Source organism: Amycolatopsis sp. NPDC114504, assembly GCF_055633595.1.
Genome location: NZ_JBVKDU010000003.1, coordinates 63,147 through 77,589, shown reverse-complemented (window position 1 = coordinate 77,589; position 14,443 = coordinate 63,147). Strand labels below are relative to the sequence as shown.

Below are 14,443 nucleotides of genomic sequence, written 5' to 3'. Positions count from 1 at the left end.
TCAGTCCCAGTCGATGCCGAACACGCCGGGGCCGAAGTCCAGGGCCACCGCGTGGACGCCGTCGCCGCCGTCGAGCTTGAGGGGGCGGCGGGTGGCGCCCGTCCCGCCGTTGCGGGCGTACTGCCAGCAGCGCTCGGGCGCCGTGCCCAGTGCGAACCGGACCTCCAGCAGGTACTCCCGGACCGGCCGCCGGAACTCGCGGTAGTAGGTGTTGCGGCACTCCGGGTACGGCGGCCCGCCGTTGGTCAGCGTGTACTCGATCAGGTGCGTCTCGCCGCGGTCGATCGGCTGGTCGAAGATCAGCTCGGCGACGATCAGGCCGTGGGCCTCGTCGGTCTCGGCGCGGCCCACCCGGCAGTTGCGCACCGCGTGCAGCTCCGGCGCGCCGGCGGCCGGGTCGTCCTGGGTGTAGACGAGCAGCCAGCGGTCCAGGCCGTCCGCGCCCGCCTGGAACACCGCCCGCGCGGTGACCGCGCGCTGGCCGCCGTCCGCGGCGATCTCGCACAGGTCGTGCAGCCCGACCAGCTTCAGCGGGTGCTGACGTTCGAGGGCGTCCGGCGCGCCGACCTTGTCCAGCAGCGGCTGGAGCGTCTCGCGGGGGAACGTCAGGGGCTCGCCGCCCGCGTGGCGCTTCCCGGCGCCGCCGCGGGGCCGGGGCGGCGGTAGCAGCCCGAGCAGGGATCCGGCCGGGACGTCGAGGATTTCTTCCAGCGTGCGGACGGCCGAGAGCGAGCTCTGCCGTTCCGGCTGGCGCTTGCCGGACTGCCAATAACTGAGGGCGGTGACGCTGACGACGACGCCGCGGGCGCGCAACCGCGCCTGGATCCGGTCGAGGGAGAGACCACTCGTGGCGATGGCCGCGCGCAGGTGGGTGGCGAACGCGGTGCGTTCACCCTGCTGACCGCCCGCCGTGCTGCCCGCCATGGCCGACCCGCCCCGTAACGTCCCCCGACGATCCCCGACACGGTGCACGTTACCAACCCGAACGGACGTGGGCGGACACGGTCCGCGACTGATTTGCCGGGGCCGTCCCCTTCGCCGGGGGTCGCCGCCGGCCGGGACCCGGGGGCCCGCTCGGGCGAACGGGCTAGTACTGGCAACTGTGAACCATTGCCCCGGCCTGGGCGGACGCGCTTGTATGACTTGCCCGCACCGGTGGCTCCGCCTCCCCCTCACGGCCCATCCGGCGCGGTGACAGCCGTGGACAACGGCTCCGGCTCGCCCGGCCGCGTTGTGCGACCGGCCGGGATGGCCGCGCGATGACCGGTGGCCCGGCGACGCCCCCAGCGCCGGGCCACCGGTCTTATTACTTCCGGGTAGCATCCCCCGCATGGTCGTCCGCAAGAACATCCTGATCACCGGCGCGAGCAGCGGGTTGGGCGAAGGCATGGCCCGCCAGTTCGCGGCGAAAGGGCGCGATCTCGCACTCTGCGCGCGACGCACCGACCGGCTCGAAAAGCTGGCGGCCGAGCTGACCGCGGCGCACCCGGGGATCAAGGTCGTCACGCGCAAGCTCGACGTCACCGACCACGACAGCGTCTTCACGGTCTTCGAGGAGTTCCGCGCCGAGCTGGGGTCCCTCGACCGGGTGATCGTGAACGCCGGGCTCGGGAAGGGCCAGCCGGTCGGGAAGGGCCGCTTCGACGCCAACCGGCAGACCCTCGAGGTCAACTTCGTCGCGGCCGCCGCCCAGATCGAGGCCGCCGCCGGGATCTTCCGCGCGCAGGGCGCCGGGCACCTGGCCGTCGTCTCGTCGTTCAGCGCGATCCGCGGCCTGCCGGGCAACCTCACCGCGTACGCCGCCTCGAAGGCCGGGATCTCGGCGTTCGTCGACGGCACCCGCCTGGAGCTCAAGCGCAAGGGCATCACCGTCACCGACATCCGGCCGGGCTACATCGAGTCGGAGATGAACGACCGGATCGGCCGGAACCCGTTGCTGGCCAAGGCCGAGAGCGGCGCGCGGGCCCTGGTCAAGGCGGTCGAGGCCGAACGGGCGCGGGCGTACGTCCCGGCGTGGCCGTGGGTGCCGCTGAGCCTCGCGATGCGCGTGGTGCCGGCCTCGATCCTGCGGAAGTTCGCATGACCACCGTCGAGGTGCGCGAGGAAGACGCCTTCGACGCGGCCGCGGTGCACGCCTGGCTGGCCGAGCGGGTCGAGGGCCTCGGCGACGAGCCGCCGTCCGTCCGGCAGTTCCCCGGCGGCGCGTCGAACCTGACGTACCTGCTGACCTACCCCGATCGCGAGCTGATCCTGCGCCGCCCGCCGGCCGGGCCCAAGGCGGCGTCGGCGCACGACATGCGGCGCGAGTACCGCGTGCAGCACGCCCTGCGGCCGGTGTTCCCGTACGTGCCGCGGATGCTCGCGTTCGGGGACGACCCGGCCCTGCTCGGCGGCGACTTCTACGTCATGGAGAAGCTGGACGGCCTGATCCTGCGCGGCGACCTCCCCGACGGCATGACACTGACGCCGGACCAGGCGCGGGCGCTGTCCGGCAAGGTCGTCGACCGGCTGGTCGACCTGCACGCGGTCGACGTCGAGAAGGCCGGGCTGGCCGACCTCGGCAAGGGCGCGGGGTACGTCGAACGGCAGATCCGCGGCTGGTCGGACCGGTACGTCGCGGCGCGCACGGACAACGTCGGCGACTTCGCCGAGGTCCGCTCGTGGCTGGCCGCGAACCAGCCCGGCGAGGTCAAGATCTGCCTGATCCACAACGACTACCGCCTCGACAACCTGGTCCTCGACGGCCCGGACACGCTGAACATCGCCGGCGTCCTCGACTGGGAGATGGCCACGCTCGGCGACCCGCTGATGGAGCTGGGCAGCATGCTCGCCTACTGGGTCCAGGCCGATGACGACGACGTCATGAAGGCGAGCCGCCGCCAGCCGACGCACCTGCCGGGGACGTTCACACGCGAGGAGTTCGTCGCGCGGCACGCCGAGAAGACCGGGCTGACGATCGGCGACTGGCGGTTCTACGAGGTCTACGGCCTGTTCCGGCTCGCCGCGGTGCTGCAGCAGCTGTACCGGCGCTACCACGACGGCGCCACCCGCAACCCGGCGTTCAAGGACTTCTGGCAGTTCGTCGGCTACCTCGACTGGCGCTGCCGGGAGATCATCGCGAAGGGGAGGGTCTGAGTGGGCGCGATCTACCTGGTCCGGCACGGGCAGGCGTCGTTCGGGGCCGAGGACTACGACGCGCTGTCGCCGCGCGGCTTCGAACAGTCCACTGTGGTCGGTGCGGAACTGTTGCGGCGCAATGTCTCCTTCAGCCAGGCGCGCTCGGGAACGCTCGCGCGGCAGCGGGACACCGCGGCGACGGCGTTGAAGGTCGTCGGCACGGACGTCCCGGTCGTCGAGGATCCCCGCTGGAACGAGTACGACCACGTCGACATCGCGCTGCACCACGCCGGCGGTGCGCCGCAGGAGGACTCCCGCGCGTACCAGGGGCTGCTCGACGCGGCGCTGACGGCGTGGACGTCGGCCGGCTCCGACGGGCCGTGCGCGGAGACGTGGCCCGCGTTCCTCGAGCGCTGCCGCGGCGCGCTCACGGATCTGGTGGCGTCGCTGGGCAAGGGCGAGCACGCGGTCGTGTTCACCTCCGGCGGCGTGATCGCCACGATCTGCGGCCTGCTCATGGGCACTCCCGAAGCCGGGCTGCTCAAGCTCAACCGCGTCACGGTCAACGGCGGGATCACGAAGCTGGTGTCCGGCCGCGGTGGCGTTACCCTGTTGTCCTTCAACGAGCATCCGCACTTCGAGGCCGACGCGGCTGCGCTGCTGACCTACCGGTAGGAGATGGTCGATGCTGTCCGGTCGTCACGTCACGCTCATCCCCATCGGCGGCCACGGCCCGGAGGACGTCGTCCTCGACGCCCAGGGCCGGATCTACACCGGCGTCGACGACGGCCGCATCCTGCGGTACACCCCGGACGGCAGCGGCACCGTGACCATCGCCGACACGGGCGGCCGCCCGCTGGGCCTGGAGCTGTACGGCGACGACGAGCTGCTGATCTGCGACGCGCGGGCGGGGTTGCTCGTGGTCCCGCTGGCCGGCGGCGCCGTGAAGACCTTGGCGACCTCGGCGCTGGGGCTCGACTTCGTGTTCTGCAACAACGCGGCGGTGGCGTCGGACGGCACGATCTACTTCACGGACTCCTCGCGCCGCTTCGGCATCGACAACTGGCGCGACGACCTCATCGAGCAGACCGCCGGCGGCCGCTTGCTGCGCCGCACCCCGGACGGCGCGATCGACCTGGTCCTCGACGGACTCCAGTTCGCCAATGGCGTGGCGCTGGCCCCCGACGAGTCGTTCGTAGCGGTCGCGGAGACGGGCGCGTGCCGCGTGACGCGGGTGTGGCTGGACGACGGCCGCACCGACGTCTTCGTCGACGACCTGCCGGGCTTCCCGGACAACATCTCGACGGGCACGGACGGCCTGATCTGGATCACGCAGGCCTCCCCGAAGGTGGCGGCGCTGGACGTGGTCCGCCGCCTGCCGGCCCCGCTCCGAGCGGGCGTCCGCGCCCTCCCGACGTGGTTGCAGCCCAAGCCGGGCCGCGAGGTGGGCGTCCTGGGCGTCGCGCCGGACGGCAAGGTGGTGAAGGAACTGCGCGGCGAGATCGACGGGTTCCACATGCTGGTGGGCGTGCGGGAATGGCAGGGTCAGCTGTACTTCGGCTCACTGGAGGAGTCGAAGATCGCGGTGGTCCGGGTCTAGCGGCCGGTCCAGCGGGGTTCGCGGCCCGCGGTCCACGCCGCGTAGAACTCCTTGTGGTCCTTCGCCGTCATCAGCAGGGCCTGGGTCATCGCCTCCAGCTCGATCGCGCTGCCCAGGTCCATGTCCAGCTCGCGGGTCAGCAGCACCTTCGTCGTCGCGTACGCCAGGGCCGGGCCGTCCGCCAGACGACGGGCCAAGGCGGCAGCGACCGAAGGCAAGTCCGAGTCGGGGACCACCTGCGAAGCCAGCCCGATCTCCAGCGCCCGGGCGGCCGGCAGCTTGTCGCCCAGGATCAGCAGCTCCGTCGCGCGACCCAGGCCCACCAGCCGCGGCAAGAGGTACGCCGACCCCATGTCGGCCCCAGCCAAGCCCACCTTCGTGAACAGGAACGCGAACTTCGCCGACTCCGCCAGCAGCCGGAAGTCGCTGGCCAGCGCGATCACCGAACCCGCGCCCGCCGCCACGCCGTTGACCGCCGCGATCACCGGCAGCGGGCACTCGCGCAGCGCCTTCACCACCGCGCCCGTCATGCGGGTGAACTCCAGCAGCTCCGCCGTCTCGAACTTCTGCAGCTCGCCGATGATCTCCTCGACGTCGCCGCCGGAGCAGAACCCGCGGCCCTGCCCGGTGATCACCAGCACCCGCACGTCCTCGTGCTGCGGCAGCTCGATGACGAGGTCCCGCAGGTCGGCGTAGACGTCGAACGTCAGCGCGTTCAGCTTCTCCGGGCGGGTGAACGTCACGGTCGCGACGCCGTCGGCAAGGGTGAACTCGAAGTGTTCCCACTCCTTCGTCAGCGGTGCGGTCGCGCGGAACGGGCTCATGACTGGATTCCTCCGCCGTCGAGTACGAGGGTCTGGCCGTTGATCGCGGCGGCTTCGGGCGCCGCCAGGAAGGAGACGGCGAACGCCACCTCCGAAGGTTCGAGCAGCCTGCCGAGCGGGGACGCCGATGCCAGCGCCGCTTCCGCTTCCGCCGAAGCGCGTCCCGTGCGTTCCCGGATCCGCGCCACCGAGGTCGCCGTCATGTCGGTGCGGACGAACGCCGGGCAGACCGCGTTCGCCGTGACGCCGGTGCCGGCCAGCTCCGCCGCGACCGCCCGCATCAGCCCGGCCGCCGCGTGCTTCGACGCCGTGTACCCGGCCGTGTAGCGGTAGCCGACGTGCGACGCCGTCGACGCGACCGTGACGATCCGGCCGCTGTCCCGCGAGCGCATCCCCGGCAGCACCGCGCGGGTGCACAGGAACGCGCCGGTCGCGTTGACCTCGATCTGCGACCGCCAGTCGTCGAGCGAAGTCTTCGCCAGCGGTGCGCTGGCGGAGATTCCCGCGTTGTTCACGAGCACGTCCACCGGCCCGGCGGACGCGAAGTAGGCCGCGACGGCGTCTTCGTCGGTGACGTCGCATTCGGCGCGGCCGGGCGCGAGGACCTTGTCGCCCGCCGCGGAGAACCGCGCCGCGATCGCGGCCCCGATCCCGCGGGTGCCGCCGGTGACCACGACCAGGCGGCTCACGGCCGGCCCGCCAGCGCGCGCCGGTCGAGCTTTCCGTTGGCGGTACGGGGAAGTTCCGTCATGAACACCACTTCGCGGGGGTACTTGTGCTTGGCCAGGTGGGCTTTCGCGTGGTCCTTCAGCTCATCGGCCGGCACCGGCGCTCGCACCACGACGTACGCGCGCGGCAAGACCAGGCCGTCGACTTCGTGCCCGACCACCGCGCAGTCGACGACCGCGGGGTGCCCGAGCAGGCAGTCCTCGATCTCGCCGGGCGCGACGAACACCCCGCCGACCTTGAGCAGCGCGTCCGCGCGCCCGTGGTGGCGGAAGAAGCCGTCGGACCGGCTGAAGAGGTCGCCGGACGTCAGCGTGTCGCCGTCGAACGTCCCGGCCGACTTCTCGGCGTCGCCGAAGTACTCCAGCGCGATCGTCGGCCCGGTGATCCGCAGCGGGCCGATTTCCCCGTCGGGCAACGGGTTCCCGAGTTCGTCGACGACCTGGGCGGTGTAGCCGGGGACGGGCGTGCCGAGGGTGCCGGCCCGCGCGTGCCCCGGGCGGTTCGACAGGTAGATGTGGTACGCCTCGGACGAACCGATCCCGTCCACCACCGGCACCCCGAAGGCCGCGTCCCACTTCCGGTGCAGCTCCGGGGGCAGCGCCTCGCCCGCGGACGTCGTCATCCGCAGGCAGCTCAGGTCCTGCGCCGCCGCGGCCGGGTGCGCGACCATCGCGCTCATCATCGTCGGCACGTTCACCAGGACCGTCGGCCGATATCGCGCGATCAGCTCGAACACCAGGTCAGCCGTGCTGCGCTCGGGGAACGCGATCCCGGCCGCGCCGACGCCGAACGGGAACAACGCCACGAGGTCGCGCGCGTAGCCGAAGAACAGCTTGGGCACGGCCAGCACGCGGTCGTCTTCGCGCAGCCCGAGCACCTGGACGGCGTACCGTTCGAAGCTCTCTTTCGCACTGCGCAACGGATGCACGCACGCCTTGGGCGCGCCGGTGCTGCCGGTGGTGAACTTCCAGATCCCGACGTCGTCCACAGTGGTCGGAGCCGCGTCCAAAGTGTCCGGTGCGGCGTCCACCAGGGACCGGAACGGACGTTCGCCCGGCCGCAGCTCGTCTTCGGGTACTCCGGTGACCAGAAGCCCGGTGGCGCCCGCTTCCCGCAGGGCGGGCACCGTGACGGCGTCGGCGACCACCGCGACCGCTTCGGTGTAGCCGAGGTAGTACGCGTAGTCCTTGGGCTGCAGGAACGGGTAGACCTCGGCGGTGACCGCGCCGATCTTCTGGGCGCCGTACCAGGTCGCGACGAACTCGTCGCCGTCGCTGAGCGCCAGCAGCACGCGCTGTCCTCTTCGGACACCGGCGTCGAGCAGCACGTTCCCGACGCGGTTGGTCAGCCGCGCCAGCTCGGCGTAGCTCACCGCGCGGTCCCCGACGAACAGGGCGGTGCGGTCGCCGCGGCCCGAAGCCACGTGCCGGTCGAGGAAGTGCGTGGCGAGGTTGAACGGCTCACTCACGGGCCAGCTCCCGGATCGCTTCCACCAGCAGGTCGGTCAGGGTCGAGAACGTCTCTTCGCCTTCGGACGCGGTCGCCTCGGCCGGCGCGCCGCAGTACGCCTCGGTCATCCCCATCGCGAGGAAACCGCCGTCCTCGGGCGCGGAAGCCAAGCTCACGGGCACGTGCGGCAACGTCCGCATCAGCGGCTGGTCGACCAGCTCAGGCCGGTCGGCGAGCACGAGCGACGTCTCGTAGCGGCCCGCGTGGCACTCGCCGGAGCGGAACTCGTCGGTCAGCCGCTGCGCGTGCCGGCGCCGGACCAGGTCGAGCAGCGCGACACGGCCGTCGTAGGCGAAGTTCAACGTCTCCACCGCCCGCCGGAGCGTGACCAGGTGTGCGGGCTCGAAGTGGTTGTTGACCAGCAGGATCCGCTTGAACCGCTGGCCGATCAGGGCCGACCCGATGTCCACGAGCAGCGAGTGCAGCGTCTCCTCGCCGATGTGGACGCCGCCGGCGAACCCGGCCGCGAACCGCGTCACGCCGTAGGGCACCTCGGGCAGCACCAGCACGTGGACGTCGTCGTCGGCGGCCAGGCGAGAAGCCGCGCGCTCGCACATGCCGCGCGAGATCAGCGGGTCCGTGCCCAGCGGCGCGTGCGGCCCGTGCGGCTCGACCGCGCCGAGCGGGAGCAGCAGCACCGGCACCCGCGAGCCGTCGGCGAGGGCCGCGACCTGCCGCGAGCTGAGGTCCGCGAAGTACGTCACGCAAATCAAGCTACACCGCAGCGGCCTGAGGTGTATAGAGTTGCGCCATGCCCGGAGACGCCTTCGACGCCAGCCCTCAGGAGCTGGTCGTGACGTTGCTGGGCAGCTACGTCCACCCGCGCGAGACGCGCCGGGTGTGGTCGGGCGGCCTGGTCGCGGCGCTCGCCGAGCTGGGGTTCTCCGACGGCGCGGCCCGGATCGCGCTCACCCGCGTGGTGCGCCGCGGGCTGCTCCAGCGTCATCGCGAGGGCCGCACCGTGCACTACTCGCTGACCCGCCGCACCGTCGCACTGCTCGCCGACGGCGACCACCGGATCTTCTCCCTCGGCCGCCGCGAGCGCGCCGCCGGCGAGTGGACCGTGCTCTGGCAGAGCATCCCGGAGACCCACCGCCAGGCCCGCGAACGCCTGGTGCGGCGGCTGCGGTTCCTCGGGTTCGGCCCCTACCAGGACGGCACCTGGATCGCCCCGCACGACCGCGAGGCCGAGGTCGTCGCCCTGCTCGGCGAGCTGGACGTCACCGAGCACGCCGGGCTGCTGCTCGGCCGCCCGTCGGCCGCGCTCGACGTCCGCCGCTTCGCCGGCCGAGCCTGGGACCTCGACGACCTCGCGGCGCGTTACGCGACTTTCGTCGGACAGTTCGGCGCGTACCCCGGGAAGAAGATTTCGGACGCCGAAGCGTTCGAGGTGCGGACCCGGCTGGTGCACACGTTCCGGGCGTTCCCGTCGCTCGACCCCGAACTGCCCGCCGACCTGGTCCCCGCACCGGACCGCCGGGCGGCGGCGGTCGAGTTGTTCCACGATCTGTACACCGCGCTGGCTCCGGCCGCTCAGCGCCATTTCGACGAGGTGACGCAAGGATGACCGATATCGACGCCAAGACGCAGGAAGCCCTGAGCTACACCTCCTACCTGGCGCTGGACGAGGTGCTGGCAGCCCAGCGCCCGCGTTCGGACGAGCACGACGAGCTGCTGTTCATCGTGATCCACCAGGTGTACGAGCTGTGGTTCAAGCAGATCCTGCACGAGGCGGAGTTCCTCCAGAGCAACCTCGAAAAGGGGAACACCGCGATCTCGATCCGGGTCCTGCGCCGGATCCTGACGATCCTCAAGGTCGCCGTCGCGCAGATCGACGTCCTGGAAACCATGACGCCCAGCCAGTTCACGAGCTTTCGCGCCCGTTTGGACGCTTCGAGTGGCTTCCAGTCGGCCCAGTTCCGCGAGCTGGAAGCCATGCTCGGACGGCGTGACGAGCGCGTGTTCGCGCACTACCCCGAAGGCGGCGAGCAGCGGAAAGGCATCGCCGAGGCGATGGCGCGACCGTCCTTGTTCGACTCTTTTCTCGCGTACCTCAAGGTTTCTGGCTACGCGGTCGAGTGTGACCGAGACGTCACTCGACCGGTGGAGCCCTCTTCCGCCCTGCAGGCGATATTGCTGGACGTGTACAGCGACGACGGCGGACCGTCGGTCGTCGCGGAATGTCTGGTGGATCTCGACGAAGGGATGCAGGAGTGGCGCTACCGGCACGTGAAGATGGTCGAACGCACCATCGGCGACAAGACCGGGACGGGGGGATCGTCCGGCGCGACCTACCTGCGTACCACGCTCTTCCAGCCGATGTTCCCGGATCTCTGGGCCGTACGGAGCCGACTGTGACCACTTTGGACGACCTGCGCGGTGACCACAACGCGCTCGCCCCGCACTACTCCCGCTTCGGCGTCGCCGAGCGCCTGCTGCTGTCCGGGCACTCGCACCAGGCGTGGCCCGACGTCGCGGAGGAGGGCCTGCGGGAGTCCTTCTCGGACGCCGCCCGCGACGTCGACGAGAAGTGGGGGCGCGCGTTCGCGAAGGCCGACGAGCTGCGCGCGGGGTTCCGCCTGCTGCTCGGCGACCCGCACGGCGAGTACGCCCTCGGCGCGAGCACGCACGACCTGGTGCTGCGGTTCCTGTCGGCGATGGAGCTGCCGCGAAGACCGCGCCTGGTCACCACCGACGGCGAGTTCCACACCCTGCGCCGCCAGCTCGCCCGCCTCGAGGAGGAGGGCGTCGAGGTCGTGCGGGTGCCCCTGGACCCGGTGACGACGCTCGCCGAGCGTGTCGCCGCCGAGGTCGACGACAACACGGCGGCGGTGCTCGTCTCGGCCGTGCTGTTCGAGACGTCGCGGCTGGTCCCGGGGCTCGCGCACCTGGCCGACTCGTGCCGCGACCGGTCGATCGAGCTCGTCGTCGACGCCTACCACGCGCTCGGCGTCGTGCCGTTCCCGCTGCACGACCTCGGGCTCACCAACGCCTGGGTGCTCGGCGGCGGCTACAAGTACCTGCAGCTCGGCGAGGGGAACTGCTTCCTGCGGCTGCCCGCGCACGCCCAGGAGCTGCGCCCGGTGATCACCGGCTGGTACGCCGAGTTCGGGGCGCTCGCCGACGAGCGCGACCCGGGCAAGGTCGCCTACGCCACCGGCGGTGACCGGTTCGCCGGCGCCACCTACGACCCGGCCAGCCACTACCGCGGCGCCCGGGTCCAGCGGTTCTTCGCCGAGCAGGGCCTCACGCCGGAGTTCCTGCGCGAGGTGTCGCAGCACCAGGTGGGGCTGCTCGCGTCGGTGTTCGACTCGCTCGGTTTGCCCGAGGACGTCGTCACGCGGGACCGTTCGGTGGAGCTGGCGCGGCTCGGCGGGTTCCTCTCGCTGCGCTGCGCCGACGCGGCCGGCCTGCAGGCGGCGCTGGCCGCCCAGGGCGTCCGCACCGACAGCCGCGGGCCGTACCTGCGCTTCGGCCCGGCGCCGTACCTCTCCGACACCCAGCTGGAGACGGCGATGAACACCCTTGGTGCGGTGGTGCGCGGCTGAGTCCGTGATCTAGGTTGGTGCCGGGAAGCACTCGGGCGGACGACCTCCGCCCTGCCTCCCCGTCACTGTTGAAGCGCGTCCCGGCCACGAACCGGGCGCGGGAGACAAAGGAGTCACCACCGTGACCGAAGGAGTGTTCGCCCGGTCGTCCGGGCACGAACAGGTCGTGTACTGCCACGACCAGGCCAGTGGCCTCAAAGCCATCATCGGCATCTACTCCACCGCGCTCGGGCCCGCCTTGGGCGGGACGCGCTTCCACCCCTACGCCACCGAAACGGACGCGCTCGACGACGTGCTCGCGCTGTCCAAGGGCATGGCGTACAAGAACGCGCTGGCCGGGCTCGACCTCGGCGGCGGCAAGGCCGTCATCATCGGCGACCCGAAGACGCTCAAGTCCGAAGCGCTGCTGCGGGCGTTCGGACGCTTCGTGCAGTCCCTCGGCGGCCGCTACATCACGGCGTGCGACGTGGGCACGTTCGTGCAGGACATGGACGTCGTGGCCCGCGAATCCGACTTCGTCACCGGCCGTTCGCCCGAGGACGGCGGCGCCGGCGACTCTTCCGTGCTGACGGCGTTCGGCGTGTTCCAGGGCATGCGGGCGTCGGCCGAGCACCTCTGGGGCAGCCCGGACCTGGCCGGCAAGCGCGTCGGCGTGGCCGGGGTCGGCAAGGTCGGGCACATCCTCGTCGGGCACCTCGTGGACGCCGGCGCGCAGGTGACCATCACCGACGTCTACGAGCCGGCGATCTCGCGTACGCGGTCGATCTACCCGAACGTGCAGGTCGTGTCCGATGTGGACACCCTGCTGCGCACCGAGCTGGACGTCTTCGCGCCGTGCGCGCTGGGCGGCGTCCTGACCGACGCGACGGTGCCGGTGCTCGGCGCTCGCATCGTGTGCGGCGCGGCGAACAACCAGCTCGCGCACGCCGGCATCGACAAGCAGCTCGCCGACCGCGGCGTCCTGTACGCGCCGGACTACCTGGTCAACGCCGGCGGCGTGATCCAGGTGGACGACGAGCGCCACGGCTTCAACTTCGAGCGCGCGAAGCGCAAGACGACGGCGATCTTCGACACGACGAAGGCCGTGTTCGCGCTGGCTGAAGCGGACGGAGTACCCCCGGCGACGGCGGCCGACCGCCTCGCGGAGCGCCGGATGGCGGAGGTCGGGCGGCTGCGGTCCATCATGACCGTGTGAGTCTTCCGGATATCTTCGCAGCGGTGGGCGTGCGGGGTTTCCTGCACGCCCGCCGTCTCGGCGCCTCGGGTTCCTGCGGTCTCGCCGCGGATTCGCCGGTCGTGCTGGCATCGGTGGTGAAGGTCGCGCTGGCGTACGAGTTCGCCCGCCAGGTGGCGGCGGGCCAGCTCGACCCGACGGACCGGGTGCGGGCATCGGCGGCGGACCGCCTCGGCGGCAGCGGCTCGGCGGGTTTCGCGGACGACGCGTCGTACAGCTTGCGCGACGCGGCTTCGCTGGCGCTTTCGGTGTCGGACAACACGGCCGCGGACCTGCTGTTCGACCGGGTGGGCGTGGCGAACGTGCGGTCGTTGCTGTCGGAGCTGGGGTTGACCCGGACTTCGGTGATCGGCGCGCCCCGTGACCTACTGCGCACGATCATGGAGGACACGGCGGCGGGAGTTCCGTTGCGGGCATTGGATCCTTTGCGGACTTCGGCTACGACGCCGCGTGAGATGACTTCGTTGCTGTCGGCGCTGTGGAGCGACCCTGGGCCCGGCGCGCAGGTGTTGGAGTGGATGTCGGCGCAGGTGAGCTGGCACCGGCTGACGGCGGGGTTTCCCCCGGAGGTGGCGGTGGCGGCCAAGACGGGGACGATGCCGGGAATCCGCAACGAGATCGGCGTGGTGACATACCCGGACGGCGCGTCGTACGCGGTGGCGGTGTTCACGGTAGGCGGCGCGGAGACGTTGAGGCGCCCGGACATCGACCGAGCAATCGGCGACGCGGCCCGCACGGCGGTGGATCAGCTGCGCTCGTAGCGGCGCGGTCTGCCGCGGCTGAGTCGTGAGTGAGAAACAGTGTTCTAACCCTGTTTCTCACTCACGACCCCCTCGCTCAGCGGAAGGCGGGCGCCCTCAGCTGCGGTCGTAGAAGACGTCCCACGGCCGTGCACCACCCGCGTCCGGCGGCACCAGCCGCGAGATCCCGTCGTCGCGCAGCACCTCCGCCGCGATCTCCGCCAGCTTCGCCGCCTGCGGGTGCGGGCTCGACGACGGCCACGCGAACGCCGTCCGTGCGCGCAGGACCTCGCCGTCGAGGGGGCGCCAGACCACGCGCGGTTCCTTGCGGGCCTGTGGCTCGAACGCCACGCCGTGCCCCGCCAGGACCAGGCCGAGCACGAACTCCGGGTTGCGCGCGTGCCGGATCGACGCCGGGCGGAAGCCGTGGTCCCAGCACGTGCGCAGCAGCGCGTCGTAACTGCCGGGCGCCGCCGCGCGCGGGGCGTGCACCAGGCCTTCGCCCGCCAGGTCGGCCAGGGACAGCGACGCGTGCCGGGCCAGCGGCGAGTCGCGGGGGAGGACCACGCCCAGCGGCGTGTCGACGGCCGGCCCGAGCTCCAGCCCGACGACGTCCACCGGCAGCTGCAGGAGCCCGGCGTCGAGTGAGCGGTCGGCCAGCAGCCGCGCCTGCTCGGCCGTCGTCAGCTCCTGCAGGTCGAGCCGGACCGCCGGGAACTGCGTGGCGAAGGCCGTCAGGAGCGCGGCGAGCACCCGCCCGGGCAGCTCCGGCGGCACGCCCGCTCGCAGGGCGTCCATCTCGCCGCGCTCGGCCTTCGCGACCAGCGCCGTCATGCGGTCCCAGCGGCTCAGCAGGTCACGGGCCTCGGCGCGCAGCACTTCGCCGGCTTCGGTGAGCGTGACGCGCCGGCCGCGGTCGAACAGCTTCGCGCCCAGCTCGGCTTCGAGCCGCTTGACGCGCTGGCTCAACGGCGGCTGCGCGATGCCGAGCCGGTCGGCGGCGTGGCCGAAATGCAGTTCCTCGGCGACGACCAGGAAGTACCGCAGCGAACGGAGGTGGTCCACGCTGCGACGATACCCGTCCGCATATCGACATGCCGACGTCTCGATCTTGGACAGCGCCATCGGGGACGTGGTCGAGT

Annotated in this window: 15 protein-coding genes; 9 read left to right on the top strand and 6 right to left on the bottom strand. The window is 71.8% G+C overall.

Features of this window, described 5'->3' with window-relative positions; translation table 11 throughout:
• Positions 1–924, bottom strand: a complete 924-nt coding sequence (locus tag ACZ7PG_RS21695) for a hypothetical protein (RefSeq protein WP_470240901.1) — start codon at positions 922–924, stop codon at positions 1–3.
• Between the two features lie 406 nt (positions 925–1,330).
• Here ACZ7PG_RS21695 and ACZ7PG_RS21690 point away from each other — a divergent pair, with 406 nt between their 5' ends.
• From ACZ7PG_RS21690 to ACZ7PG_RS21675, 4 genes are read left to right on the top strand one after another with little or no spacing between them, the layout of a single operon-like run.
• A complete protein-coding gene (locus ACZ7PG_RS21690) occupies positions 1,331–2,083 on the top strand; it encodes an SDR family oxidoreductase (RefSeq protein ID WP_470240900.1) in 753 nt (250 codons plus the stop codon).
• Positions 2,080–3,135 carry a phosphotransferase family protein gene (locus ACZ7PG_RS21685; protein ID WP_470240899.1) on the top strand — a complete coding sequence of 352 codons (1,056 nt, stop codon included), beginning with the start codon at positions 2,080–2,082 and terminating at the stop codon, positions 3,133–3,135. The genes ACZ7PG_RS21690 and ACZ7PG_RS21685 overlap by 4 nt, the downstream gene beginning before the upstream one ends.
• On the top strand, positions 3,136–3,792 hold the full coding sequence (locus ACZ7PG_RS21680; RefSeq protein ID WP_470240898.1) for a histidine phosphatase family protein: 657 nt from the start codon (positions 3,136–3,138) through the stop codon (positions 3,790–3,792). It begins immediately after the preceding gene.
• Between the two features lie 10 nt (positions 3,793–3,802).
• A complete protein-coding gene (locus tag ACZ7PG_RS21675; protein ID WP_470240897.1) occupies positions 3,803–4,717 on the top strand; it encodes an SMP-30/gluconolactonase/LRE family protein in 915 nt (304 codons plus the stop codon).
• Here ACZ7PG_RS21675 and ACZ7PG_RS21670 read toward each other — a convergent pair.
• Genes ACZ7PG_RS21670 through ACZ7PG_RS21655 form a run of 4 tightly spaced genes read right to left on the bottom strand, consistent with a single transcriptional unit; the run spans position 4,714 to position 8,483 of the window.
• Positions 4,714–5,541 carry an enoyl-CoA hydratase family protein gene (locus tag ACZ7PG_RS21670; RefSeq protein WP_470240896.1) on the bottom strand — a complete coding sequence of 276 codons (828 nt, stop codon included), beginning with the start codon at positions 5,539–5,541 and terminating at the stop codon, positions 4,714–4,716. The two genes, ACZ7PG_RS21675 and ACZ7PG_RS21670, sit on opposite strands and share 4 nt — an antisense overlap.
• Positions 5,538–6,230 carry an SDR family NAD(P)-dependent oxidoreductase gene (locus tag ACZ7PG_RS21665; protein ID WP_470240895.1) on the bottom strand — a complete coding sequence of 231 codons (693 nt, stop codon included), beginning with the start codon at positions 6,228–6,230 and terminating at the stop codon, positions 5,538–5,540. Before ACZ7PG_RS21665 ends, ACZ7PG_RS21670 begins: the two co-directional genes overlap by 4 nt.
• Positions 6,227–7,738: a benzoate-CoA ligase family protein gene (locus ACZ7PG_RS21660; protein ID WP_470240894.1), complete on the bottom strand. Its 1,512-nt coding sequence runs from the start codon at positions 7,736–7,738 to the stop codon at positions 6,227–6,229. Before ACZ7PG_RS21660 ends, ACZ7PG_RS21665 begins: the two co-directional genes overlap by 4 nt.
• The gene (locus tag ACZ7PG_RS21655) at positions 7,731–8,483 is read right to left on the bottom strand and encodes a creatininase family protein (RefSeq protein WP_470240893.1); all 753 of its coding nucleotides are present in this window, start codon (positions 8,481–8,483) and stop codon (positions 7,731–7,733) included. Before ACZ7PG_RS21655 ends, ACZ7PG_RS21660 begins: the two co-directional genes overlap by 8 nt.
• A gap of 47 nt (positions 8,484–8,530) precedes the next feature.
• Here ACZ7PG_RS21655 and ACZ7PG_RS21650 point away from each other — a divergent pair, with 47 nt between their 5' ends.
• From ACZ7PG_RS21650 to ACZ7PG_RS21630, 5 genes are all read left to right on the top strand, one after another.
• Positions 8,531–9,346 (top strand): PaaX family transcriptional regulator, encoded by an 816-nt coding sequence (locus tag ACZ7PG_RS21650; RefSeq protein WP_470240892.1) that lies wholly within the window; start codon positions 8,531–8,533, stop codon positions 9,344–9,346.
• The gene (locus tag ACZ7PG_RS21645; protein WP_470240891.1) at positions 9,343–10,137 is read left to right on the top strand and encodes a tryptophan 2,3-dioxygenase; all 795 of its coding nucleotides are present in this window, start codon (positions 9,343–9,345) and stop codon (positions 10,135–10,137) included. Before ACZ7PG_RS21650 ends, ACZ7PG_RS21645 begins: the two co-directional genes overlap by 4 nt.
• Entirely contained in the window at positions 10,134–11,327 is a 1,194-nt protein-coding gene (locus ACZ7PG_RS21640; protein ID WP_470240890.1) for a kynureninase/PvdN C-terminal domain-containing protein, read from the top strand. Before ACZ7PG_RS21645 ends, ACZ7PG_RS21640 begins: the two co-directional genes overlap by 4 nt.
• Positions 11,328–11,448: 121 nt before the next feature.
• Positions 11,449–12,522, top strand: coding sequence for a Glu/Leu/Phe/Val dehydrogenase dimerization domain-containing protein (locus ACZ7PG_RS21635; protein WP_470240889.1), 1,074 nt, complete (start codon positions 11,449–11,451; stop codon positions 12,520–12,522).
• A 23-nt stretch (positions 12,523–12,545) separates the two neighbouring features.
• Positions 12,546–13,322 carry a serine hydrolase gene (locus tag ACZ7PG_RS21630; RefSeq protein ID WP_470240888.1) on the top strand — a complete coding sequence of 259 codons (777 nt, stop codon included), beginning with the start codon at positions 12,546–12,548 and terminating at the stop codon, positions 13,320–13,322.
• 96 nt (positions 13,323–13,418) lie between these two features.
• Here the strand turns inward: ACZ7PG_RS21630 and ACZ7PG_RS21625 are convergent, their stop codons facing one another.
• Positions 13,419–14,366, bottom strand: a complete 948-nt coding sequence (locus ACZ7PG_RS21625) for a LysR family transcriptional regulator (RefSeq protein WP_470240887.1) — start codon at positions 14,364–14,366, stop codon at positions 13,419–13,421.
• Positions 14,367–14,443 lie beyond the last annotated feature (77 nt).